Below are 24395 nucleotides of genomic sequence, written 5' to 3' on the forward strand. Positions count from 1 at the left end.
TCGGTGTCAGAAGTCGAACTGCGCACGCACTCCGAAGGTGTCGACCTGGTAGTCCGGATCTGCCCCCGCGAGGACCGCGGCGTCGCTGACCCAGAGGTGCCCATAGTTGAGGATGAAGCGCACGTAGTCTTCCGGGATCCAGATCGCCGACAGACCCGCGGCCTGCTGCAGGCCTCCGGCGACGTCTTCGTCGTTGAGGTCGATCCTGTCGTAGCGCAGGTTCATTTGAACGGCGCCGATGCCTCCGGCGGACACCGGGCTCTTCGGCCGGATCCGATCGTAGATACCGCCCTTGTATACGGTCGCGTCGCCCGTCAGCAGCATGCCGATTTCGGCGTAGCCGCCCCGGAAAGTCGGATTGCTGAGGCCCGGACGCAGCGGCGTGATCTGATGGCCTTCGACTGTCGCGTGGAACGGCCCCTGCACGTAGGCGAGTTCCGCACCGAAGCTTCGCTCTCCGGTTGCCGGGATGTTGCCGGTATCGACCAGACGAACGTCGGTCGTGTGGAAGAAGGGCCGCGCCCGGTAGCGCACTGACGTCGCCGAATCGTTGAGGTCGCGGAAGTGCGCGGATCCGCCGACGTGAAGCCGGCCTTCGCCAATCTTGGGCGCGTAGACGATCCGCCCGTCGAAGCTGTAGCTGTTGTTGCCGTCAGAGGTGAGGTCTTCGGCGTTGGCGGAAAACGCCCCGAGCTGCACCAGGAGGTCCTTGTTCGAGTAGACCCCGCTAAGCCCTACGCGCCGTTCGAAGTTGAAGGCCGAATTGAACGCGGCCCTTTCCAGCATTGAAGTGAACAGGTCGCTTGTAAGCTCTTCCAATCCCCAGAACGCCTTCTGGTGCCCGAGCGTGAAAGTAAGCTTGTCGGTCGGCTTGTACGTCAGGAAGACGTCGGTGAGTTCGACCCCTGACGAAGCGACGTCTACTTCCATGCGGTATCCGAAGTTGCCTGGGAGCGTGCCTTCAACACCCAGAAAGGCGCGGCGAACTTCCGTGCCGAATCCAAGGCCGTCGCCGGCGTTCACCGAGGCCGGGGCGTCAATGATGGCGCTATCCAGCTGCAGCCGTCCGCGTGGTTTGAACGACCAGCCTCCGGGTGCCGAGACTTCGGGCCCGCCCTTCCAGGAAACCTTGGTTTCCTGCTGTGGGGTTGCGGGCACGGGCGACGCTGTCGCTTGAGCAGCGTCCGCTGCCTGAACCGACGGGCCGGCATCGTCTTGCGGCTGCTCGCGAGCCTGCAGTTCTGCTACTTGCCCCGCAAGCCGCGCGATTTCGGCCTGCATTGCGGCGATCTTCTGCTGGAGGTCGGCGACCTCCTGCGACTGGGCGACCGCAGGTCCGGGTGCGACTAGGGCGGAACCAGCCAGAAGGACCGGCAGTAATGAGCGCATTGCGGTGAAGTCCGTTTGCTAACGTGTCTGTTACATAACCGCGCTATGACCGGACTATTACAGTACGATGACACTCCTTCCGGTTGTCCCCAGCCGTACCACGATTGGGGTGGCCTGGAGTTGCTTCAGTCCGCGATGGGCAGCGAAACTGTAACCGTCGTCCCCTCTCCGACACGGCTTGCTATGTCCAGCCGACCGCGGTGTCGTTCGACGATGTGCTTCACGATCGCAAGACCAAGGCCGGTACCGCCGGCCGCCCTGCTGCGACCGGGATCGGTTCGGTAAAAGCGCCTAGTGAGGTGCGGGATGTGTTCTGCGGGGATGCCTTCGCCACGGTCGCGCACGGTCAGCACCGCCATGTCACGTTCGCCGCGCTCGATGGCTACCGAAACCGGCGTGCCCTGCTCGCCATACTTAAGCGCATTGTCGACCAGGTTGCGGACCAGCTGTTCGAGCTGTTTCTCGTCGGCTCGAACGAGGATTTCTCCCTCGAGTCCGGCAAGATCGAGCCGGTCCTGGCGATCGAGTCCGGCGCCATCGCGTGCCGACCGCTGGGCGAGCCCGACGAAATCGAGCTTTTCGCGCGGGTGATCGTGCTTCTCGGCCTCGACACGTGAGAGCGACATGAGATCGCTGACCAGGCTCTGCAGGCGCTTGGCTTCGCGCAGAACCGTGACGTGGAAGCGCTTGGCCTGTTCCGCTGGCAGGTCTGCACCCTCGTCAACCAAGGTTTCGACGTAACCGATGATCGAGGCGAGGGGGGTGCGCAGCTCGTGGCTCGCGTTGGCCACGAAATCGGTGTGCGCGCGGCTGACGTCGATTTCTGCAGTGCGATTGACGAGTTCGATCAGCGAATAACGGCCATCGATCGGCTGTCGCGACATCTGCCAGCTACTGCCCGGACCCGTCAGCCCCTCGATCGTCGCGCTGCCGCCGTTTGGTTCAGACAGGAGCTCGACGGCGGTAGGATGGCGAAACAGCACGCGCGCGTCCTGGCCCAATGTATGCGATCCGACGGCCTCCCTGGCCGCTGCATTCGCGACGACGATCCGCTCGCCATCGAGCATGAACATGGGAAGCCCCGAGTGTTCGATGAGATCGGCCATACCCGTCGCGGTGAGCTGCACGCCCTCGCGCTGTTGCGGAAGCGAGACCGGCGGGGGAGTGGCGGCCAGCCAGAATGACGCGATCCAAACCAGCATCGCTGCCAGGACAAGCAGGATATTCGTACCCGCAAAGGCCATCACCGCTCCGGTAAGGAGCGCGATCACAATTCCGGCAAAGGGGACTTTTCGACGCTGGGTCATTCGCCCCGGGCTTTATCGGCAGGATATGACAGGTTCCAGTCGGATTGATGACGATCGGCGAATTGGCCCGCGGTTCGCTGCCAGCAGGCTTCCATGGGCTCAGAACTTGTAAGTGGCCTCTGCACCGTAAACCCGTGGGCGAGCCTTGAACACGAAGCCGCCAGGCGAAAACTCGGCGTTGTACTCTTCGTTGAAGAGGTTCTTCGCGAAGGCGAACAAACCCCACTGTTCCCCATCAATTCCGGCCCGCACGTCCACCAGATCGATGGGATCGCGCACGGTGGAGTTTGGCACGTCCCACCAGGTCTTGCCCGTGCGGCGATAGTCAATCCGGAGCAAGCCACCGATCGTGTCGCTGAGATGCGGGGTCCATTGCGCACCGAGATTTATCGTCGAGCGCGAGATCAGCGGTAACTCGTTACCGATGAAGTCGGGATCCGGGAACTCCTTGATGTCACTCCATGTCATGCCGAGCGCGGCGTTGAGCTGGAGATCGGGGGCGGGGCGAACGAACGCCTCGAGCTCGAAGCCGTCGATGCGGGCCTTGGGCACATTGCCGAGATTCTGCGTCGAGTTGGCGGCCAGGAACACGAAAAAGTAGCTGTTCTTCGTTTCTGTCGTGAACACCGCGCCATTCAAGGTAAGCACATTGTCGAACAGCTGGCTCTTGAAACCGGCCTCTAGCGTTTGGGCAACTTCCGCCTGGAAGATGTCGCCCACCCCGACGATACCATTGGCGGCGGCAACACCGCCTACGCCCGTTTGGTTGAAGCCGCCGCTGCGAAAGCCTTTTGAATAACCCCCGTAAAGCGTGATGTCCGCGTTCGGCATATAGGTCAGCGTAACCTTGGGCTGCCAGGCGTCGAACGTCTCTTCGCGAACTTCTCCGGTGGTGCCGTTGGGCTGTCCGGGGCCGTTCATGAAACCGGGTGGAGTGAGTGTCGTGTTTTCACGATGGTCGCGATCGTATCGCAGCGAGGCGTCGATCCGGAACTGATCGGAGAATTCATAACCGAGATTGGCGAAGCCGGCCCAGGCAAAGTTGTCCTGGGAATCCGCCAGATAGGAAAATTGCGGATTGGCCGGGTTTGTACTCGGCGTGCGGTATACCGGGAAGACACCCTGACCGGTATCGACCATGTTGCCCGTCGAAATGAAGCGGTCGGTCGCGATCATGTAGCCGCCGAACATCCAGAACAGCTTCTGGTCGTCCGGAGACTGGAAGCGCAGTTCCTGACTAATGGCCTCGACGTCGAGGAATTGGCTCTGGTTGAGGTCGAACCCGTTGCCCGGGCCAAAAATGGATTCGAACAGCTTGAAGAAGAACGATTCCGGTATCGGCAGGAAATCGAACGCGTCGCCGGTGAGAATCTCGCTGACGGTGTCGTAGGAAGTGATCGAGGTCGCCGTGAAGTTTTCGTTTTCGTAAGAAATCTTGGCCGCAACGTTGTAGATGTCGCGATCGTTCTGACCGGCATTGTTGACCCGAACCGGAAGACTGGTGTCGTTCACGTCGGTCACGATATTGAAATACAGTGCCTGGGTGCGCAGCAAATCCATCGAACCGCGCAAGTCCACTTCCCAGCCGCTGCCTAGGTCAAACAGCAGGTTCCCGCGCAACGCCATGTTCTTGTACGGGTCGGCATCTTCACCGAGGTAGGTGTTGGGGATGAACCCGTCGGTATCGTAGTACTGCCCCGCCAGGCGGAACTTGACGGCTTCGGTGCCGAGGGGCCCGCTGACGGAGCCGCGTGCGTACCACCCGAAGCCGTTGTCGACACCCGCGGTGATCTTGCCCTCGAACTCTTCTGTGGGCTGCCTGGTCTGGATGATAATGGCGCCACCGATGGCGTTGCGGCCATAGAGACCGCCTTGCGGCCCCCTGAGAACCTCGATCTGCTGGATGTCGAACAGATCCTGATTGAACTGAGCCGGATTGACCTGCTGCACCCCGTCGACAACCACGGCGACCGATGGTTCACTGTTGCGGGCTTGGGTGATCCCCCGGATCACGATGAAGGCATTGCCGGCGTTTTGCGTCTCGACGAGATTCACGTTGGGCGTCAGGCTGATGAAGTCGATCGGTCGAGTGATGCGGGCGTTCTCGATCGTTTCCTGTGAGAAGGCTGTTATGGCGGCGGGGGTATTCTGCAGTTCGTCGGTGCGGCGCAGTCCGGTAACCACGATTGTATTCCCGGTGGCGATCTCGCCCGGCGCCGCTTCTTCTGGGGTCTGATCCTGAGCCAGCGCGGGTGACGCCGCCATGACGCTCGCAAGCACTAATGCGCCGCAAGAAGCGGTTTGCAGATAACGGTTCGTCATGTGTCCTCCCCATCCCTTCTTTTCTTTGCTTGCCATAGCATAAACGAGGGGTGCGGAAAATAATTCGGTAGGTTTCAGGCCGAACGTGGAAAGTCATGGCGGCCGAGCTGGCGTTCAGTTCCTTGGGCTTAAGCCATAAACGGATATTCGCGAGCGGCTCACGACTAGCCACAACATCCTTGCAAGGTGAGCTCGCCGGAACTGGCCGACCGGGGACATTTTGCTTTGGACGTTAGCCCCGCGAAAAGCTGTAGGTCAGTTCGTGACCGTCGCGCCAGTCTCGACGAGGCTGCATGGCATTGAAGGCAGCTTCCCCTGATATAATCTAAGTTAAGGTCCTGTATTCCTAGGCCAAAGCAATTGCTCGTTGCGGTTTTTTGCCGCTAGAGCAGCCCGGTCACAGCCCAGGACCAAATTATGCCGCGCTCATTTTCACGCACCTTTGCTACACCGAAGTCAGGCGTGAACTTGTCAGCCGGGTTGGCGCTCGTGTTGGCTGTACTGTTTTTCGTGGCGAGCAGCGCGATTACGGCTCTCAACGTCAGTATGCTGCGCGACGGCGCGGCCCGGGTTCAACACACCCACACTGTCATTACTTCGCTCGATGAGCTGATTTCCAGCCTCCAAGACGCCGAGACCGGACAGCGAGGTTTTCTCCTCACCGGAAGGGAAGACTATCTTGTTCCCTACAACGAGGCGATCGCGCGCGTATCGGGGCAGCTTGATAACATTGGCGAACTCATTAGCGACAATCCCGCCCAACAGCGCCATTTGGCCGTGTTGCGAGGACGCACGGAAGCCAAGCTCACGGAGCTAAAGGACACCATCGAGACGCGGCGCAATTCCGGTTTCGCCGCCGCGGCCGCACTTGTCGCGACCGATCGCGGAAAGGCCGAGATGGATGCCATACGCGGCCAGCTTGATGAGATGCAGCAGGAGGAAACCCGGCTCCGACTCCTGCGCATCGATGAAATGGAAAGAGCCTATCAATCGGCCTGGCTGACAGGTGTCCTCGCCGGAATACTCGGTATAGGGCTCACTTTGGCGATTGGCTTCCTTTTGCGCCGAAGCACAGCCGCACGTGAACTTCAGCGATGGCAGCAAACGGGCCAAGCCGATCTAGCCGCGGCGATGCTTGGAGAGCAAACTTCAATGCAGCTGGGCGAGGCTGTCCTCCAGACGCTGTCCGAATATCTCAATGCCCAGGGCGGTGTCATTTTTGCAGGCGATGACGGCGCGTATAGGCGCCTCGCGCTGAGAGGGGTTCCCGGCGACGCGCAGGTGGTCGAACAGTTTTCGATCGGCGAAGGGCTGCTCGGACAAGTTGCGGCCGATCGCAACGTCGTGCAGCTGAGCGACATTCCTGACGGATATCTCACGATCGGGTCGGCGCTGGGACGCGACAAACCGCGATACCTCGTCATTTTTCCAGCCATCGCCGACGACGCCGTGGAAGGAGTGCTCGAACTCGGCTTCCTCCAGGCTCCGGATTCTCGTGTGCTGGGCTTCTTGGAACAAGCCTCATCGTCGATCGGAACCGCGCTTCGTTCTGCGCGCTTTCGGGCCGACCTTCAAAAGCTGCTGGAGGAAACGCAGCGGCAGTCGGAAGAACTCCAGACCCAAAGCGAAGAGCTTCGAGTATCGAACGAGGAGCTGGAAGAGCAGGGCCGAGCGCTCAAGGAATCACAGGCACGGCTTGAGCAGCAACAGGTCGAGCTTGAGCAAACCAACTCCCAGCTCGAGGAGCAGACGCAACAATTGGAAGGCCAGCGTGATGATCTGGTCCGCGCGAATGCGGCGGTCGAGCTCAAGGCCCGCGAACTCGAGCAAGCCAGCCGCTACAAGTCCGACTTCCTGGCGAACATGTCCCACGAACTGCGCACGCCGCTCAATTCGCTGCTGATCCTCTCTAAGCTGCTCGGCGACAATTCCGCGGGTAATTTGAATGACGAGCAGGTCAAATATGCTCGCACGATTCACGCGTCAGGCAATGATCTGCTGTCCCTGATCAACGATATTCTCGATCTCTCCAAGATCGAGGCCGGTCACGTTGAAGTGCACCCCGAAACTGTGTCGCTCGAGCGGCTTGCGACCGACATGCGCCAGCTGTTCGAGCCCGTGGCAGACGAGGGCCAGCTGACATTTGGCGTGAGTATCGCCGAGAATGCCCCAGCGACCATTGATACCGACCGCCAACGCCTTGAGCAGATACTCAAAAACCTTCTTTCAAACGCTTTCAAGTTTACCGAGGCCGGAGGGGTCCGATTGGAAATCGGTCGCGCGGGAGAAGAGAGGCTCACGTTGGCCGTCTCCGATACGGGCATCGGCATTCCCGAAGACCAGCAGCGCGAGATCTTCGAGGCCTTCCGCCAAGCCGATGGAACGATCAGTCGCAAGTACGGTGGAACCGGGCTGGGCCTCGCGATTTCGAGAGAGCTCGCCCGACTGCTTGGGGGCAGCATCGAGTTGACAAGTACGTACGGTGAGGGAAGCCGGTTCACCCTTTCGATACCGCTGGCATACGATCCGGCACTGGCACCGTCGTCGGCGATGTCCCCTGTCCAGCCTTTAGCTGCCGAGGCGCCGCCGCAGGGGGAGCCGGTTCAGGTGCCGAAGGTTCTTCCCCGCCGACTGGACGACGACCGCGAAAGTTTGAGCAGCGACCGCCGCATCCTGCTCGTTGTGGAAGACGACAGTAGTTTTGCCGCCATCGTGCGTGACCTCGCGCATGAAATGAGCTTTCAATGTCTGATTGCCGGGACTGCCGAAGAGGCCTTGGGGCTTGCCAGGCAGTTCAAACCGAGCGCGGTTGTCCTTGACGTCGGGCTACCCGATCAATCCGGCCTGGCGGTTCTCGACCGGCTCAAGCGCGACGTGAGCACCCGTCACATCCCTGTACATGTCGTCTCCGCCAGCGATCATACGCAAACCGCGCTATCGCTGGGCGCCATCGGCTATCTGGTGAAGCCGGTTAGCAGAGAGAAGCTTTCGGCGGTTCTGGAGGCGCTCTCGTCGAAGCTAGCCAGGAACGCGAGGCGGATCCTGATCGTGGAGGACGACTCTGTGCAGCGCGATGCCGTGGCGCAACTCCTTGCAAGCGGGGACGTGGAAACGGTCGGCGTCGGGACCGCGAGCGAATGTCTGGAAAGACTGCGCACCGAGACTTTCGACTGCCTGGTGCTCGACCTGACATTGCCGGACGCGTCGGGTTTCGCGTTGCTGGAGCGGTTGCGAGAAGACGCCGATTTCAGTTTTCCGCCGGTAATCGTCTACACAGGGCGCGATCTCTCAAGCGAAGAGGAGCAGCGCCTTCGCCGTTATTCCGATTCCATTATTATCAAGGGCGCCCGTTCGCCCGAGCGGCTGCTCGACGAAGTATCGCTCTTCCTTCACCAGGTCGTGACGGACCTGCCGCCCGAGCAACAGAAGATGATCCAGCAGGCGCGCAATCGCGACGCGATTCTGGAAGGGCGGCGTATCCTGATCGTCGAGGATGACGTGAGAAATGTCTATTCGCTGACCAATATCCTGGAACCTCGAGGGGCGAGCATCGCTATTGCACGAAATGGGCGTGAGGCGATCGAAGCGCTTGATAACGCGGCGCGGAGCAATGGAAATGAGATCGACCTTGTGCTCATGGATGTGATGATGCCGGTGATGGACGGCCTGACCGCGACCCGTGAAATTCGTCAGGACGGACGCTGGAAGAAGCTTCCGATCATCATGCTAACGGCAAAGGCGATGCCCGACGATCAACAGCGTTGCATCGAGGCCGGCGCGAGTGACTACATGGCCAAGCCGCTCGATGTTGACCGGTTGCTGTCGCTCGTGCGGGTCTGGATGCCGCGGTAGAAGACAACATCGTGTCGGATTCCATCGAAGATATCGAGATGCGCCTGCTGCTAGAGGCCATCCACCTGCGCTATCATTATGACTTTCGTCATTATGCGCAGGCCTCCGTGCGCAGGCGCCTTCGCCAGGCGAAAAAGCAACTTCAGTTCGACACCTTTTCAGCCATGCAGGAAGCGCTCCTGCACGACGAGACCATGCTGTCGCGGATCCTCGGCTATTTGACCGTGCAAGTGAGCGAGATGTTTCGCGACCCATCATTTTTCCTCGCGATCCGTGAAAAGGTGGTCCCGCACTTACGAACTTATCCGTCGCTTAAGGTCTGGATTGCGGGCTGCAGCGGAGGAGAGGAACTGCACTCTTACGCCATCTTGTTCCGTGAAGAGGGCTTGGAAGACCGAACGATCTTCTATGCCACAGACATAAGTCCGGATGCGTTGGAGACCGCGGCACGCGGAATTTACTCGCTGGACCGGATAGCAGGTTTCACCGAAAACCATCGCGCAGCAGGAGGCAAAACCTCCCTCTCTGACTATTACTCGACTGGATACGGTGGAGCCGTCTTCGACAAAACCTTGCGTGAGCGTGTGGTTTTTTCGGACCACAGTCTGGTTACCGACGCGGTCTTTGCTGAAATGCATCTCATCTCATGCCGAAACGTGCTCATCTACTTCGACAGGACGCTGCAGGATCGCGCTCTGGGTCTCTTTCGTGACTCGCTAGTGCGCAACGGATTTCTGGGTCTGGGCGCGAAAGAGAGCATCCGGTTCTCGGACCACGCGAGTTCGTTTTCCGATTTCGCCCGAACTGAGAAGATCTACCAGAGGCGTGAACCATGAATGACGCGCCCGAAAGAGCGATCGTGATCGGGGCTTCCGCGGGGGCAATTGAGGCCCTGTCCGTGATCCTTCCCGCGCTACCGGCTGATTTTCCCGCCCCGATCCTGATCGTGGTCCACATTCCGTCCGACCGCAGCAACTTCTTGAGCCCGCTTTTTGCCGCAAAATGCCAGATGTCGGTTCGCGAGGTCGAGGATAAGGAGCCGGCTGAGCGCGGTATCGTGTACTTCGCACCATCAAATTACCACTTGCTAGTGGAAGAGGGCGGTACGCTCGCACTGTCTGCCGACGAACCGGTACAGCACTCACGGCCTTCGATCGACGTTCTCTTCGAGAGCGCGGCCGAAGCCTATGGCGCGGGCCTCGTCGGGGTAGTGCTGACGGGCGCGAACGAAGACGGTTCCAGCGGAGCCCAGGCCATCGCGTCAGCCCACGGCACCGTGATCGTTGAAGATCCTGCGGGCGCCTATGCCGAGACCATGCCTCGGGCGGCCATACGCAAATGCCCCGAGGCGCATGTCATGGCGCTCGACGCCATCGCGCCATTTCTCCTTCGTGAGCTTGGAAGATCATGAACCAGATGCCCCCCGTCCATTTTCTGTTGGTCGATGATCTTGAGGAAAACCTGCTTTCGCTAGGAGCGATACTCAAGGGCGACGACGTTGTTTTGCTGAAAGCCCGCTCCGGAGAAGAAGCCCTGGAGCTACTGCTGCGCCATGACGTTGCGCTCGCCCTGCTAGACGTCCACATGCCGAACATGGATGGCTTCGAGCTCGCGGAATTCATGCGCGGGAACGAACGCACCAAGCACATCCCGATCATCTTCGTGACCGCAGGCACTGCCGATGCCCAGCGCCGGTTTCGCGGGTATGAGGCGGGAGCGGTCGACTTCATTCAGAAACCCATCGAAGCTGACGTCTTGCGGAGCAAGGCAGAGGTCTTCTTTGACCTGCATCGTCAACGACAGATAGTAGCCAACCAGCGCGACAAGCTCGAGACGGCGTCGCAGGGTCTTCTCGCCGCAGACCGGCGGAAGAATGAATTTCTGGCGGTACTAGCTCACGAACTGCGTAATCCGGTGGCGGCGCTGCACGGCGGACTAACTCTGCTCGAACGGCACGAAGGTACCCAAAGAACGGTCGGAATTCGCGACGAGATGCGTCGCCGGGTTCACCATCTGTCGCGCCTGGTCGAAGATCTGCTGGACATTTCGCGGATAACAGAGGGGAAGATTTCCCTGCAAAAGGAGCGGATCGAACTCCGCCCCCTGTTACAACAAGCGATCGATCTCAATCAAGAGAACTTGAAGTCAAGCGGCCACGGGTTTTCTCTGGAAATCCCCGAGTATCCTATCGTCCTAGATGCCGATTTTGTTCGAATGACGCAGGTTGTTTCGAACTTACTCAGCAATGCCATAAAATACACACCTTCCGGTGGATCGATTGTTCTTAAAGCGTCTTGTGATGATAAATGGGCGGAGATTGCAGTCGAAGACGACGGGCTAGGCATTCCTGCTGAGCTGCAGCTGCGGATCTTCGAGATTTTTGGCCAAATCGAAGCCCATCGTCAGCAGTCCGAAGGGGGACTTGGCATCGGGCTAGCTCTCGTAAAGCAACTCGTAGAGCTTCACGGAGGGACAATCTCGGTCGACAGCAAGGGCGAAGGTCAGGGAAGCACTTTCACCGTGCGCGTCCCTGCATTTTGCGCCGCGACAGCTTGTGCCTCGGCAGAACCTGAGAACGGGTGATCCAACGGCCTTGCCTTCTCGAGCGTCTCGCTTTGGGCCGTTGGCAGACAGTTCGCTCGCCACCCATCGCGCATATAGTCCCGTGTTGGCTCGAGACCCTTGCGTCCCGCCTAAGACAAGGTCTGTTGGACAGCGACCATGGAACTCCGCTTACGCGGGCGACAAAGTCATCTTGTTCGGCGCGAAGTGGCGGACAGGGTGGGATTCGAACCCACGGTGGGCTTGCACCCACGGCGGTTTTCAAGACCGCTGCCTTAAACCACTCGGCCACCTGTCCAACTGCGCCCGGCTAGCGTCGATTGTTCGATCTGTCACCCCGTGACTCCACTGCGGCCATGCGATAGGCTGGGAAAAAGAGAGAAGTAGCCACGCCTCGCGCCGTGGCAGGGATTGAGGGGAGCCAGATCATCATGAAGCGTTTGGTCGTTGGTGCGCTCGGAGCGCTAGTTGCTGTAACCGTCGCTAGCCCGGCATTAGCCCAGGCGGGCTGCACCCGCGAACGTCTCACGGAAGTCGCCGAACAGTACCGCGCCGCGCAGGCCAGCGGGCAGGCGATCATGCACATGCGGCCGATGGGCGAGTGGGTGAACTACAACGAGAACTTCGAGCTCTCGTCGATGACCTACGGTGGCGTGATCGCGACGCCGCAAAAAGTCGACTGGGACCGGGCGTTCTACGACACCGCGAGCTGCTCGGTGTATGTGGAAAGCATCATCACCAATCCCGAGCACCCTTACGTGTTGGCCACAATCGTCAACTCCCGTGGGGGGACGATCAACGGCTTCGACGTTATCGTCGCTGATCAGGACGACTGGCTCTTCAACGCGGAGAAGACGCTCTATTATGCCCAGCGCGAAGATTGGAGCGAAATTCCCGAAGCCCGACGCAACACGCGCGAGGAAATCAAGGCGGCCGCTGACGCCTATCTCGACCTGTTCAAGGACAAGAGCGTGCAGGTGCCTTGGGGAACGCCTTGCGCCCGCCTGGAAGGCAGCGTCTACACCGGCAAGGGAACGGCCGAGGACACTTGCAATGTCGGGGTTCCCGACAACATCGATATGACAGAACGCCGGTATGTGATCGATCCCGTCTACGGCACTGTCGCGGTATTCCTGAAGATGGGACCGAACAAGCGCCCCGATGCGCACGTATTCCGCATCGAGGACGGAAAGATCCGCTTCATCCACACGATCACCAACTGCAAGGGTGACAATAACTGTGGGTTCACTCCCTTCGCTGAAATGGTGAAGAGCAATCCCAACATGTGGCCGAACCTCGATCACCTGCCGGTAGTGAAATCCAAGTAAGCCAACGACGTAACGCGGCGCCGTGGTGGAACATTCCATCGCGGCGCCGCGCCTTTGGGGATTCCCTTGTGGGCCGGCTCATGCCAAGATGGGTCCATGGTGCTGCGTCGTTTTCTCCCCGTCCTTTCCGCCTCACTGGCTCTCCTGATCGCGGCCTTGCCGGCCTGTGCGCAGGACAGCTCGTTCGAAGGCTACATGCAGCAAGTCGCCGCCAAGGCGCGAGCGGAAGGGGTGAGCGAGCGTTCGATCAGTATGCTCTATGGCCTGACACCGAACGAGCGGGTCATTGCCCTTGATCGTGACAACGTTTCAGGCGGGACCACGAGCAACACGTTCCCGCCACTCGCGCCTTATATCCGCGACCACAACTCGACCGCCCGGATCGAAGGGGGCCGACGGGCTTACGCGCGGCTGTATCCTTACGCTGCCGACGTAACCGCACGATACGGCGTTCCCGAGCCGATCGTGATCGCCATTTGGGGCCATGAAACCAGCTACGGTGCAGTGCGCGGCAGCTTCGACCTGGTGCGCTCGTTGGCCACGCTGGCCTGGGAAGGGCGGAGGCGCGAGCTTTTCGAGCGCGAGTTGATCGACGTCCTCAAAATTGCCGACACCGGAGTTCCGCGGTCGACCTTGGTCGGCAGTTGGGCCGGGGCATTTGGGAATCCGCAGTTCCTGCCTAGTGTCTATTTGCGGCTCGCAGTCGACGGCGACGGCGATGGCGATCGGGACATCTGGACCAGTGAAGTAGACACACTCCACTCGATCGCTAACTATTTCCGTGACGCCGGTTGGCGGCGGGGACAGCCCTGGGCCGTGCGCGCCTATGCGCCGAACAGCGTGGATCGGTCCTCGATCCAGACCCGGATGGTCTCGCCGATCTGCCCCCGCGTCCATATTCGCCACAGCCAATGGAAGACCGTGGGAGAGTGGCGCGAACTGGGCGTCATTCCGCAGGCGCCGATAGGCGATGACGTCATGGCGTCACTGTTCGAGCCCGATGGGCCGGCAGCGCCGAGCTACCTCATCACTCAGAACTATCGCGTGATCCTCGAATACAACTGCTCGAACTACTACGCGATGAGTGTGGGGCTGCTAGCTGATGAGATTGCCCGCTGATGTCGCATTGAGGGCGTTATGCAGTCACCTTTCGTGGAGAAGCCGAAGCCTCGCTCGTCAAGGGTGAGACCGCGGGTTATAGCAACGCCCGAATCTAGATGAGCGGCTGATTGCGCAAGGCGCCTGCCGTTCCGGCGGTTGGAGCGCATTTGAAACTCTCGACTCTACGACTGATCGCAAGTGCGGCGCTTGTCTGCACCGCGTTCCCGGCGGCCTCGCTCGACGAGCCCGCTTCTCCCTTGGTGCTGACTTCGTCGGTGGCGGCTCCGGTGCATGAAGATATACCGGTCGTCCTACTGTTCGACATGTCGAGCGGCCAAACGCTCTATTCGCGCGAGCCGAACCGTCGCTTTGTCCCGGCCTCGGTCACGAAGGTGATGACGGCCTACACGGCTTTTGGCCTGCTCGCGCAGGGTAAGCTCAAGTCGGACATGCCGGTCACGGTGAGCAAGGAAGTGGCCGAATTGTGGTCCGGCGAAGGCTCGTCGATGTTCCTCAGGGCTGGCGACGTCGTCACTGTGGGGCAGCTACTGCTAGGCGTGACAACGGTTTCGGCAAACGATGGAGCCGTCGTCCTGTCGCTTGCTGCTGCAGGCACGCAGGACGCCTGGCTCAAGATGATGAACGCGAACGCTGCCGAACTGGGCATGCGCGATACGCATTTCGGCACTCCCAACGGGTGGCCGGACGAAGGACGCACCTATACCAGCGCTCACGACCTTGCGCTTCTGGCCGAAGCGATGATCACGCGTTATCCTGGGCTTTATCATCAATATATCGGTCACCGCGGCATGAGCTACCGTGACATTACCCAAGCCAATCACGATCCGATAACCGGGGTGGTCGATGGTGCGGACGGCATCAAGACGGGTTTCACTCGGCAGGCCGGCTACAACTTTCTCGGCTCCGCACAGCGCGACGGGCGACGACTGGTCATGGTCATCGCCGGGGCGCCGACACCCAACATCCGCAATACGACCGCGCGAAATCTGATGAACTGGGGTTTCGGCGCTTTCGAGAGCCGCAAGATCCTTGCAGACGACGTCACCGTGGGCGAAGCTCGGGTTCAGAACGGATCGAGCAACGCGGTCAAGCTTAAGACAAAGGGTCCGGTACTCGCCAGCGTTCCGAATGGCAGCAAGGCGACCGCGACCCTCTCAGTGCGCTATCGCGGGCCTATCGAAGCGCCGATCAAGGCTGGGCAGGAGGTCGCCTGGCTGCGCGTGACGTTGCCTGGGCAGCAACCGCACGACGTGCCGCTTGTCGCCGCCGAGGACGTTGAACAGGCTGGTGTGTTTCGCCGCCTGGTGAACGGCATAGCGGGACTGGCGACGTGAAGCGGGGTCGCTTCATTGCATTCGAGGGCGGTGAAGGGGCCGGCAAATCGACCCAGGCGAAGCTTTTAGCCAATGCTCTGCGCGAACAAGGCCTCGAAGTGATCCAGACGCGCGAACCTGGCGGCACCGCCGGTGCCGAGGCCATTCGCGAGATGCTATTGCATCCTCCAGGGGGTGGATGGCAGGCCCGAGCCGAAGCGCTCTTGTTCGCGGCTGCGCGGGCCGATCATGTCGAGCAGGTGATCCGTCCGGCGCTTGAGGTTGGTACCTGGGTCGTGTGCGACCGGTTTCTCGATTCCTCGCGCGCCTATCAGGGCGGGGGAGGGGGCCTGCCTGACGAGGACATCCTCACCCTTCACCGGATCGGATCGGGCGGCCTTCTGCCAGACCTCACCTATCTTATCGAAGTCCTGCCTGAAGAAGTGGCCGCTCGCTTGGACAGGCGAGATCGCGGAATGGCTGATGCTATCGGAGGGCGTGACGCCAGTTTCCACGACGATGTCGGTGCCGCCTTTGCTCGTATCGCGGACGCGGAATCTGGAAGATTTGCGCGGATCGACGGGAACGGCACGCTTGAGGAGACCCATCGGCAAGTCATGCAGGCTCTTTCCCCGCTCCTGGATCGCAGCCGGTGACTTTGGCCGGGCACGAGGAGCCGTGGCGCGAATGGCGTTCGGCGACCGCGGGACCGCGTCTTCACCACGGGTGGATTTTGGCGGGCCCTCGAGGGCTCGGGAAGGCCACCTTTGCTCTTCAGGCCGCACGCGAACTGGTAGCCGAGCCTGGAACCGCTCAGCCAGTCGGTAGCCATCCCGACATCATCCAGCTCGAACCGCTCCCCGCAACCTCCGACGACGAGAAGAAGCGAGAGGAGGGGAAGCCCTACCAAACCAAGCGCAACATCTCGGTCGAACAAGTCCGCGGGATGCAGCAGCGGCTCACCACTCGCCCAACGCTGGGCAGCAGAAGGGTCATTATAATCGACCCTGCGGACGAGCTTGAAAAGGGGGCTGCCAACGCCTTGCTCAAAAGCTTGGAGGAACCGCCAGTCGGAAGCTTCTTCATGCTTATCGCGCATCGGCCCGGTCGGCTTCTGCCGACCATCCGCTCGCGATGCAGGACTTTGCTTTTCCCCAAACTCGCGAACGAGCAAGTAAATTCGATCCTTGCCCGCGAGGCGCCAGAGGCGGACCAGTCGACGAGGGATGCGGCCCTCGCGGCCTCCGCTGGCTCGCCGGGGGCGGCACTCGAATTCGTGCAGCTCGATCTGGGCGCGATGTACCGCATTATGCGAGAGATTGCCGAGAAAGGTGACGCCAACTTCGAGCGCCGTGGCAAGTTGGCGGAGACTTTGGGGGCCCGCCCTGACCGCAAGCGCCAGTTGGCCGTGATCGACCTGGCCCGCGCGGTCGTTGCGGAGGGCATGGCCGGCGCGACCCGACACTCGATCCCGCTGTTGACGGATGTCCACGCTGAACTGGTCCGTCTCGGAGCCCAGGCTCCGACCTACAATTACGATCCTGGACTGCTGGTGATGGAAATCGGCACCTTGCTCGCCTCGGTCGCCGTCCCTAGTGAGCCAGCCTATGGTTGAGCCCTACTATCTTACTACCGCAATCCATTATCCCAACGGCCGTCCGCACATCGGGCACGCCTACGAAACGATTGCGGCCGATGTCATGGCCCGCTTCCAGCGGCTGCGCGGCCGTGAGGTCCGGTTTCAGACGGGCACCGACGAGCATGGCCTCAAGATGGCGCAGAAGGCTCGCGATCTGGGTGTCACGCCGCGTGAGCTTGCGGACGAAATGTCGAGTTATTTCCGAGATCTGTTCGACAAGCTTGATATCACTTACGATCGATTCTTCCGTACGAGCGAAGCCGATCACCACCGCGCGAGCCAGGCGCTCTGGCAAGCGATGGAAGCCAGTGGCGACCTTTATCTAGATCGTTACGAAGGTTGGTACTCGGTCCGTGACGAGGCGTACTATGACGAAAGCGAACTGGTCGAAGGGGAGGGAGGTGAGAAACTCTCACCCCAAGGCACGCCAGTCGAATGGACCGTAGAAGAAAGTTGGTTCTTCCGACTCTCGCGTTACCAGGAACCCCTGCTGGAGCTCTACCGCTCCGATCCTGAGTTTGTACGGCCGGAAACCCGCCGTAACGAGGTTCAGCGTTTCGTCGAGGGGGGGCTGCGCGACCTCTCGGTCAGCCGCACCAGCTTCGATTGGGGCGTCAAGGTTCCGGGACACGAAAACCATGTGATGTACGTCTGGGTCGACGCGCTGACCAATTACCTGACAGGCGTTGGCTATCCAGACGATACGGCTGAGTTCCGCAAGTTCTGGCCGGCGAACCTCCACCTGATCGGCAAGGACATCGTCCGTTTTCACGCGGTCTATTGGCCGGCGTTCCTCATGAGCGCCGGCCTGCCGTTGCCCAAGGCGGTGTTTGCTCACGGATTCCTGCTCAACCGGGGCGTGAAGGAGTCGAAGACACTCGGCAATGTGACCGATCCCGGCGAACTGGCGGATCGTTACGGCGTCGATACTCTGCGCTATTTCCTGCTACGCGAATTCAGCTTTGGACAGGACGGATCCTGGTCGCACGAGGCGATCGTGAGCCGTAACAATGCCGAGCTCGCCAATAGTTTCGGTAACCTGGCCCAACGAGTGATGAGCTTTATCGCCAAGAACTGCGGCGGGGGTTTCACGGCCGAAGCCCCGGTGATCGAGGCCGACCGGGCTTTGCGAGACAAGGTTGCGCGCGCCTGTTCGGTAGAATTGCCCGCAGCCTTTGAAGCCTTGGCCTTCGCGTCCGGGCTGGAGGCATGGATGCAGGCAGTCTTCGCCTGCAATGCCTATGTCGACGAACAGGCGCCCTGGGCACTTCGCAAAACTGACCCGGCACGCATGGAACGGGTTCTGGCCACGCTATGTGGCTGCATTCGCGATCTTGCCGTCGCCATCTCGCCGGTGACCCCAAGAGCATCTGCCAAGATGCTGGACGCATTGTCTGTTCCAGCAGACGCACGCAACTTTGCGGCACTTGCCAACGACCCTGCCATGGGGCCGATCCGCGTAGTCAATCCGACTCCCGTGTTCCCGCGGCTCGAACTCCCGGAAGAGGCTGCGGCCTGATGTTGGTCGATAGCCATTGCCACCTCAACTACAAAGGCTTGGTGGAAGACCAGGCCGACGCGCTCAAGAGGGCCCGTGAGGCTGGAGTTGGGGCCTTTCTCAATATCTCGACCCGGCAGCGGGAATGGGAGGCGATCGTTGCCACTGCGGAGCGCGAGCCCGACGTGTGGGCCAGCATCGGCATTCATCCGCATGAGGCCGATCAGCATTCCGACCTTGGCGAGGGGGCCTTGCTTGAGGCAGCCAACCATCCGCGAGTCATCGGAATCGGGGAAAGCGGGCTCGACTACTATTACGACAAGTCGGACCGCGCTGTGCAGCAACAGCTGTTCCGCACCCACATAGCGGTGGCCCGGAAGACAGGTCTGCCCATCATCATTCATACGCGCGATGCCGAAGCCGACACGCTGGCAATTCTGGCCGACGAATTGGGGAAGGGCTCCTTCCCCGCTCTGATCCACTGCTTCACGGCGTCGGCCGAATTCGGGCGCAAGGTGTTGGAGCTGGGACTGACGATCTCAATCTCAGGTATAGTGACGTTCAAGAACGCTCGCGAACTGCAGGAATTTGCAGCTGAAATTCCCTCGGACAGGATCTTGGTCGAAACCGACAGTCCCTTCCTTGCGCCTGTGCCCCATCGGGGGAGGCCGTGCGAGCCCGCCTATGTTCGCGATACAGCCGAGTTCGTGGCGCGACTGCGTGGCGAAAGCCTTGAGGAGCTTGCGAGCAACACGACTCGCAACTTTTACGCCCTGTTCAGCAAGGCTGCGCCGTGAAGCTCCTGGTGCTCGGATCCGGAACCTCGACCGGCGTTCCGCGCATTGGCAACGATTGGGGTGAATGCGACCCCAACGAGCCGAAAAACCGGCGGACCCGCGTTTCCATCGTGGTGGAAAGCAACGAGGGCGCGCGGTTGCTCGTCGATACTTCGCCGGATCTCCGTCAGCAGTTGTTGAGCAACAATATCGACAAGGTCGACGCCGTTTTCTGGACTCACGACCACGCAGACCATTGCCACGGTATCGATGACTTGCGCCCGATGCGTTTTCACCGGAGCGCGCCGTTGCCGGGCTTCGCCTCTGGCGATACCGCTCGTCGTCTGCGCCAGCGATTTGGTTACGTCTTTTCCGGTCGCGACGGGTATCCGACCATAGTCCAACTGGAGACACTCGAGCTGGTAAAGATCCACCAGGGTTTTGCTGTCGGCTCGGTAGAAATGCCGCACGGTCCCATTACGAGTACCGGATTTCGGTTCGAAGCTGACGGTAAATCAATCGGTTATGCGACGGACTTCGCGGAGATTACCAGCGAGATGGTGGACCTGTTTTACGGTATCGACATCCTGGTAACCGACTGCCTTCGCCGTGAACCCCATCCGACCCATGCGGGCTTGGGCACCGCGCTAAAGCTTGTGGAATTGTCCGGAGCCAAAACGGCCGTTTTGACTCATCTCGATAAGAGCATGGACTATGCCGAACTCTCCCGGGAAGTCCCGCCAGGCGTGCTGGTGGGATACGATGGCATGGAGCTTGTCGCATGAACGCGTACGCCTGGGTTTCCATGATCGCGCTAGTTGGCTGGCTCGTGCTTGCCGCCGGTTCCTATCGCGCGCATCGCATAGGCGCGAAGAAAACCATAGTCATGGCTTTGGCTTGGGGTTCGATCGTCCTGCTGGTCGCGGCGTTCTTTTCGGCGATAGGGCGCTGACCCCGTGACCGCCGCAATTCCTATTTAACATAATATATATTATCATCCCAACATGTCAGACCAGCTCAACCGCCTACTCTCCATTATGGCCCAGCTCCGCGATCCGGAGCACGGCTGTGAATGGGACGTCGCTCAGACCTTTTCGACAATCGCACCTTATACGATTGAAGAGGCCTATGAAGTTGCCGATGTGATTGCGCGAGACGATATAGAGGAACTGCCGGGTGAGCTCGGTGACTTGCTGCTGCAGGTCGTATTCCATGCGCGCATTGCAGAGGAAGCCGGTCTGTTTGCGTTCGAGGATGTAGCTCGCGCGATCTCCGACAAGATGGAAGCGCGCCATCCGCATATATTTGAGGTGGCGTCCGCGGACGCGAAGCGCCCTGGTTGGGAGGCGCTGAAGGCCGCAGAACGCGCGCACAAGGGCGCGGACAGCGCGCTTGATGGGGTGGCACTGGCCTTGCCCGCCTTGCTTCGGGCCGAGAAGCTACAGAAGCGCGCCGCTTCCCAAGGCTTCGACTGGCCGGATCCGGAAGGTCCTGCAGGGAAACTGAACGAGGAGATCGAAGAACTGCGCGACGCATCGGCCGAGACACAGGTTGAAGAAGCGGGTGATTTGCTCTTCGCCGCGGTCAACCTGGTACGTGCCTATGGAATCTCGGCCGAGGAAGCTCTGCGTTCGGCCAATGCGAAGTTCGAGCGGCGATATCGGGCCATGGAATTGTTGGCCAATGGCAGGTTCGCCGAACTCGATCTCGATCGGCAGGAAGCGCTCTGGCAACAGGTGAAGCGGGAGGAAAAGCGCGACTGACTGCTGGATGCCGCTCGGCCCAGGTTTGGCCCCGCCTTCCTGGCCTCGCGGAAAAATTACACTAGGCCTCGTATCCGCTGTCTGAGGCTGTCACGCCCGCTCGCGCGCTCTGAAGCGGTCCATGTCACCCGGTGAAAGCCGGACCTCGTACCAGGCTTGATCGCCTTCGATACCGTGTTCGAGGACTTCGCCGTTTTGATGCAGCCAGGCCGCACCGGCCCCATCGGACAAGGGCAGTTCGACGCGGTACCTGCGGTGACCTTCGGTCAAGAGCGAGGCCACGCGCGCTTCAAGGGCTTCAACCCCTTCCCCTGTGTGCGCCGAGATCAACACCACATCGGGGTTTTCCTCGGCCGCATCCAGCAAGTCGTCGCGCTGGTGCGCGTCAAGCAGGTCGAGCTTGTTCCACGCCTCGAGAATGGGGATGCCGCCCCCTTCCCCGTTTTCCTCGGCGCCGATGACGCCCAATTCCTCGAGGACATGGAGCACCTGTCCCTTTTGGGCCGAGTTGTCCGGATTGGCCATGTCGCGCACATGAACAATCAAGTCTGCGGCGGTGACCTCCTCAAGCGTGGCGCGAAATGCGGCAACGAGCTGCGTTGGAAGGTCGGAGATAAAGCCCACTGTGTCCGACAGAATTGCCTTGTCGATACCGGGCAGTCGAACCGCGCGCATGGCTGGGTCCAAAGTGGCGAAGAGCAAATCCTCCGCCATGACGTCAGCCCCGGTCATCCGATTGAAAAGTGTCGACTTTCCGGCGTTGGTATAGCCTACAAGCGCGATCACCGGCCAGGGTGCCCTACCCCTTCGTTCGCGATGGAGGGCGCGGGTCTTGCGAACCTGCTCAAGGTCCCGGCGCAGTTTGCCCATGCGAGCGCGGATCAAGCGTCGATCGGCCTCGATCTGCGTTTCACCCGGACCGCCCAGGAATCCGAAACCGCCGCGTTGCCGTTCTAGGTGAGTCCAACTGCGAACCAGACGGCTTTGCTGATAGTCGAGATGCGCCAACTCGACTTGCAGTCGACCTTCGGCAGTAGCCGCGCGCTCTCCGAAGATTTCGAGGATCAAGCCGGTTCTGTCGATGACCTTGCGCTTGAGCCGTTCCTCGAGGTTGCGTTGCTGGATGGCCGAGAGCGCCCCGTCGATAATCACCAGTTCGGCCTGATCCTGCTCGCACGCGGTGGCGATGCGATCGATCTGGCCTTCGCCGAACAACGTTCCAGCCCGCACATCGCGCACGGGAACGGTGAAAGCCTCGACGACGACGATTCCGATCGCCATCGCCAGCCCTCTGGCCTCTTCGAGGCGGGCCTCCGGATCCTCCGCCTGGCGTCCTCGGCGGCGAATGTCCGGACATACAACCAAGGCCCGCGCCCCGCGGGTTACTTCGCCTTCGAACTCGTCATCGACAATCAGTGAGTGTGTCCCAGGCCGTCTGGCCTAGGCCTCCGAATCTTCGTCGCCGTCAAAATCGGTCGTAAGGTCGACCGGCGCCGCTGGCTGAATGGTGGAAACCGCGTGCTTGTAGGCGAGTTGCACATAACCTTCGCGTTCGAGCAACATGCAGAACAAATCGTAAGCGGCGATCCGTCCCTGCAACATCACCCCGTTGACCAGGAACATCGTGACCTGGACGCCGGCATCGCGGACGCGCGACAGGAAAACGTCTTGCAGCAGGCGCTGTTTGCGCCCTCCGTCACCCGACGCCTCGAATTGGGATGCGTCGACGGGCTGGCCGGGCATGATGGTCGAAATGGCATGCTTGTATACCAGCTGCGACTGGCCATCCCGGCGGAGCAGGATAGAAAAGTTGTCGAACCAAGTGACGATGCCCTGGAGCTTGACGCCCTTGACCAGGAACATGGTCACGGGTGTCTTTTCCCGCCGGAGGTTGTTGAGGAACTGGTCCTGGAGATTGGCCGGCCTCATTCCGGTTGCTGCTGGGGCGGGCGCCGGTTCCGGTACAGGTCGCGGTCGCGCACTCAGCTTTTCCTTGGCCATTCAACTGACTCCTTTTGTTGGTGGCCGCTTTGCGGTCCACGTTCTGGCCTTCGCACGAAGCGCTGCCGACAAGTTTCACTCAATCTAGGCGGGAGCTTGGCGTCCCGTAAATACCAACTTTCACCTAGTGACAGGTATTATCACTCGTTTTCAATTTCATGACGCTCGCTCATTCCCAGGAGCTTCAGCTTGCGGTGAAGCGCCGAGCGCTCCATCCCGATGAAACCCGCGGTCTTCGAGATGTTCCCCGAAAATCGGCGGATCTGGATGCGCAGGTATTCACGCTCGAAACTCTCTCGCGCCTCGCGCAAGGGGACCCCCATCAGCGTGGAGATACCTGAGCCATTGTCCGCCGAGCCGCCGGTTATCTCTCCGGGAAGCATGTCCGGCTCGATCCGCTCCATCCGGTCGCGGGGTGCCAGGATGACGGTGCGTTCGACGACGTTGCGAAGCTGGCGAACGTTGCCTGGCCAATCGTAAGCCTGAAGGGCTGCCATCGCTTCGGTCGATATCGCCGGAACCGGGAGTCCTTGTTCGCGAGCGTACCGGGTGAAGAAATGCTCCGCGAGGACAGGAATGTCTTCCCGCCGCTCCGAAAGCGAGGGTACGGCAACTGGAACTACGTTCAGGCGATAGAACAGGTCTTCCCTAAACCGCTTCTCGCCGATCTCCTTTTCCAAGTCGCGGGCGGTCGATGAGACAACGCGCACATCGACCCTGATCTGACGATTGCCGCCAGCTCTGACGAAGCTCTGTTCGGTCAGCACGCGAAGGATGCGGGCCTGCGTGCTCATCGGCATGTCAGCCACTTCATCCAGGTAGAGAGTGCCACCGTCCGCCATCTCCAGAAGACCGGCACGGACCAGCTTGCCGTCGGCCTCTTCGCCGAACAATTCCTGTTCGAATCGTTCAGGCGTGATCCGTGCCGAATTCACGGTGACGAAGGCCTTATCGGCTCGGGGACTCCAGGCATGGAGCAGGCGCGCGGCCACTTCCTTGCCCGAGCCGGCAGGGCCAGTGATCAGAACGCGGCTGCCGGTGTTGGCGACGCGCTTGAGCGTAGCGCGAACCTGGTTGATCGCGCTGGAATTGCCAGTGAACTCTTCGGCCAGCGCTATCCCTTCCCGCAGCCGGGCGTTTTCGCGTTGCAACCGTTCGGTTTCGGTGGCCCGGGCGACGAGAAGTAGAAGGCGCTCGGCCTCGAACGGCTTTTCGATGAAGTCCACCGCTCCCCGGCCGATAGCCGATACGGCTGTGTCGATGTTGCCATGGCCGGAAAAGATGATGACCGGCAACTGCGGCTCTCGCGCCTTGATCGCGTCGAGAACTTCGAGGCCGTCCATCGGGCTGCCATGAAGCCAGACGTCGAGCAGAACCAAGCTCGGTCGCAACTCGTCGACCATGCGCAGCGCGGTGGTGCTGTCGCCGGCCGTTCGGCATCCGTATCCCTCGTCGGTCAATACGCCCGCGACCAGTTCGCGAATATCCTGTTCGTCATCCACTACGAGGATGTCGAGGGCCAT

The 24395-nt window shown here is 60.6% G+C and carries 20 protein-coding genes and 1 tRNA gene; 14 read left to right on the forward strand and 7 right to left on the reverse strand.

Annotation, left to right across the window (positions count from 1 at the left end; genetic code table 11):
- Nucleotides 1-6: 6 nt before the first annotated feature.
- From KK137_RS05290 to KK137_RS05300, 3 genes are all read right to left on the reverse strand, one after another.
- The gene (locus KK137_RS05290; protein WP_214535096.1) at nucleotides 7-1389 is read right to left on the reverse strand and encodes an OprO/OprP family phosphate-selective porin; all 1383 of its coding nucleotides are present in this window, start codon (nucleotides 1387-1389) and stop codon (nucleotides 7-9) included.
- Nucleotides 1390-1514: 125 nt separating this feature from the next.
- Entirely contained in the window at nucleotides 1515-2696 is a 1182-nt protein-coding gene (locus KK137_RS05295; RefSeq protein WP_250893590.1) for a sensor histidine kinase, read from the reverse strand.
- Between the two features lie 99 nt (nucleotides 2697-2795).
- A complete protein-coding gene (locus KK137_RS05300; protein ID WP_214535098.1) occupies nucleotides 2796-4961 on the reverse strand; it encodes a TonB-dependent receptor in 2166 nt (721 codons plus the stop codon).
- Between the two features lie 474 nt (nucleotides 4962-5435).
- Between KK137_RS05300 and KK137_RS05305 the strand changes: the two genes are divergently transcribed.
- Genes KK137_RS05305 through KK137_RS05320 form a run of 4 tightly spaced genes read left to right on the forward strand, consistent with a single transcriptional unit; the run spans nucleotide 5436 to nucleotide 11453 of the window.
- Nucleotides 5436-8870: a response regulator gene (locus tag KK137_RS05305; protein ID WP_214535100.1), complete on the forward strand. Its 3435-nt coding sequence runs from the start codon at nucleotides 5436-5438 to the stop codon at nucleotides 8868-8870.
- Between the two features lie 38 nt (nucleotides 8871-8908).
- Nucleotides 8909-9706, forward strand: coding sequence for a CheR family methyltransferase (locus tag KK137_RS05310; RefSeq protein ID WP_214535997.1), 798 nt, complete (start codon nucleotides 8909-8911; stop codon nucleotides 9704-9706).
- Entirely contained in the window at nucleotides 9703-10281 is a 579-nt protein-coding gene (locus tag KK137_RS05315; protein ID WP_214535102.1) for a chemotaxis protein CheB, read from the forward strand. Before KK137_RS05310 ends, KK137_RS05315 begins: the two co-directional genes overlap by 4 nt.
- On the forward strand, nucleotides 10278-11453 hold the full coding sequence (locus KK137_RS05320) for a hybrid sensor histidine kinase/response regulator (RefSeq protein WP_214535103.1): 1176 nt from the start codon (nucleotides 10278-10280) through the stop codon (nucleotides 11451-11453). The genes KK137_RS05315 and KK137_RS05320 overlap by 4 nt, the downstream gene beginning before the upstream one ends.
- Nucleotides 11454-11640: 187 nt before the next feature.
- Here the strand turns inward: KK137_RS05320 and KK137_RS05325 are convergent.
- Nucleotides 11641-11730 (reverse strand) — tRNA-Ser (locus KK137_RS05325).
- Between the two features lie 133 nt (nucleotides 11731-11863).
- Here KK137_RS05325 and KK137_RS05330 point away from each other — a divergent pair.
- The 10 genes from KK137_RS05330 (at nucleotide 11864) to mazG (ending at nucleotide 20871) form a co-directional block, all read left to right on the forward strand.
- A complete protein-coding gene (locus tag KK137_RS05330) occupies nucleotides 11864-12760 on the forward strand; it encodes a DUF8021 domain-containing protein (RefSeq protein WP_214535105.1) in 897 nt (298 codons plus the stop codon).
- A 96-nt stretch (nucleotides 12761-12856) separates the two neighbouring features.
- Entirely contained in the window at nucleotides 12857-13879 is a 1023-nt protein-coding gene (locus tag KK137_RS05335; RefSeq protein ID WP_214535106.1) for a lytic murein transglycosylase, read from the forward strand.
- Nucleotides 13880-14028: 149 nt separating this feature from the next.
- Nucleotides 14029-15216: a D-alanyl-D-alanine carboxypeptidase family protein gene (locus KK137_RS05340; protein ID WP_250893591.1), complete on the forward strand. Its 1188-nt coding sequence runs from the start codon at nucleotides 14029-14031 to the stop codon at nucleotides 15214-15216.
- On the forward strand, nucleotides 15213-15851 hold the full coding sequence (gene tmk, locus KK137_RS05345) for a dTMP kinase (RefSeq protein ID WP_214535107.1): 639 nt from the start codon (nucleotides 15213-15215) through the stop codon (nucleotides 15849-15851). Before KK137_RS05340 ends, tmk begins: the two co-directional genes overlap by 4 nt.
- The gene (locus tag KK137_RS05350; protein WP_214535108.1) at nucleotides 15848-16810 is read left to right on the forward strand and encodes an AAA family ATPase; all 963 of its coding nucleotides are present in this window, start codon (nucleotides 15848-15850) and stop codon (nucleotides 16808-16810) included. The genes tmk and KK137_RS05350 overlap by 4 nt, the downstream gene beginning before the upstream one ends.
- The gene (metG, locus tag KK137_RS05355) at nucleotides 16803-18353 is read left to right on the forward strand and encodes a methionine--tRNA ligase (protein ID WP_214535109.1); all 1551 of its coding nucleotides are present in this window, start codon (nucleotides 16803-16805) and stop codon (nucleotides 18351-18353) included. Before KK137_RS05350 ends, metG begins: the two co-directional genes overlap by 8 nt.
- Nucleotides 18353-19129 (forward strand): TatD family hydrolase, encoded by a 777-nt coding sequence (locus tag KK137_RS05360; protein ID WP_214535110.1) that lies wholly within the window; start codon nucleotides 18353-18355, stop codon nucleotides 19127-19129. Before metG ends, KK137_RS05360 begins: the two co-directional genes overlap by 1 nt.
- Nucleotides 19126-19893, forward strand: a complete 768-nt coding sequence (locus KK137_RS05365) for an MBL fold metallo-hydrolase (RefSeq protein ID WP_214535111.1) — start codon at nucleotides 19126-19128, stop codon at nucleotides 19891-19893. The genes KK137_RS05360 and KK137_RS05365 overlap by 4 nt, the downstream gene beginning before the upstream one ends.
- Nucleotides 19890-20060, forward strand: coding sequence for a hypothetical protein (locus tag KK137_RS05370; RefSeq protein WP_214535112.1), 171 nt, complete (start codon nucleotides 19890-19892; stop codon nucleotides 20058-20060). Before KK137_RS05365 ends, KK137_RS05370 begins: the two co-directional genes overlap by 4 nt.
- 52 nt (nucleotides 20061-20112) lie before the next feature.
- Complete coding sequence (gene mazG, locus KK137_RS05375; RefSeq protein ID WP_214535114.1) at nucleotides 20113-20871, forward strand: nucleoside triphosphate pyrophosphohydrolase; 759 nt, start codon at nucleotides 20113-20115, stop codon at nucleotides 20869-20871.
- Between the two features lie 90 nt (nucleotides 20872-20961).
- On the opposite strand, the gene hflX is transcribed toward mazG, so the two are convergent.
- The 3 genes from hflX to ntrX all read right to left on the reverse strand — a co-directional run bounded on the left by hflX (nucleotide 20962) and on the right by ntrX (nucleotide 24395).
- On the reverse strand, nucleotides 20962-22284 hold the full coding sequence (hflX, locus tag KK137_RS05380) for a GTPase HflX (protein WP_338028025.1): 1323 nt from the start codon (nucleotides 22282-22284) through the stop codon (nucleotides 20962-20964).
- A 27-nt stretch (nucleotides 22285-22311) separates the two neighbouring features.
- Entirely contained in the window at nucleotides 22312-22872 is a 561-nt protein-coding gene (gene hfq / locus KK137_RS05385; RefSeq protein ID WP_214535117.1) for an RNA chaperone Hfq, read from the reverse strand.
- A 140-nt stretch (nucleotides 22873-23012) separates the two neighbouring features.
- Nucleotides 23013-24395, reverse strand: coding sequence for a nitrogen assimilation response regulator NtrX (gene ntrX / locus KK137_RS05390; RefSeq protein WP_214535119.1), 1383 nt, complete (start codon nucleotides 24393-24395; stop codon nucleotides 23013-23015).

Origin of the sequence: Croceibacterium selenioxidans (assembly GCF_018599195.1) — a bacterium.
Lineage (GTDB): Bacteria > Pseudomonadota > Alphaproteobacteria > Sphingomonadales > Sphingomonadaceae > Croceibacterium_A > Croceibacterium_A selenioxidans.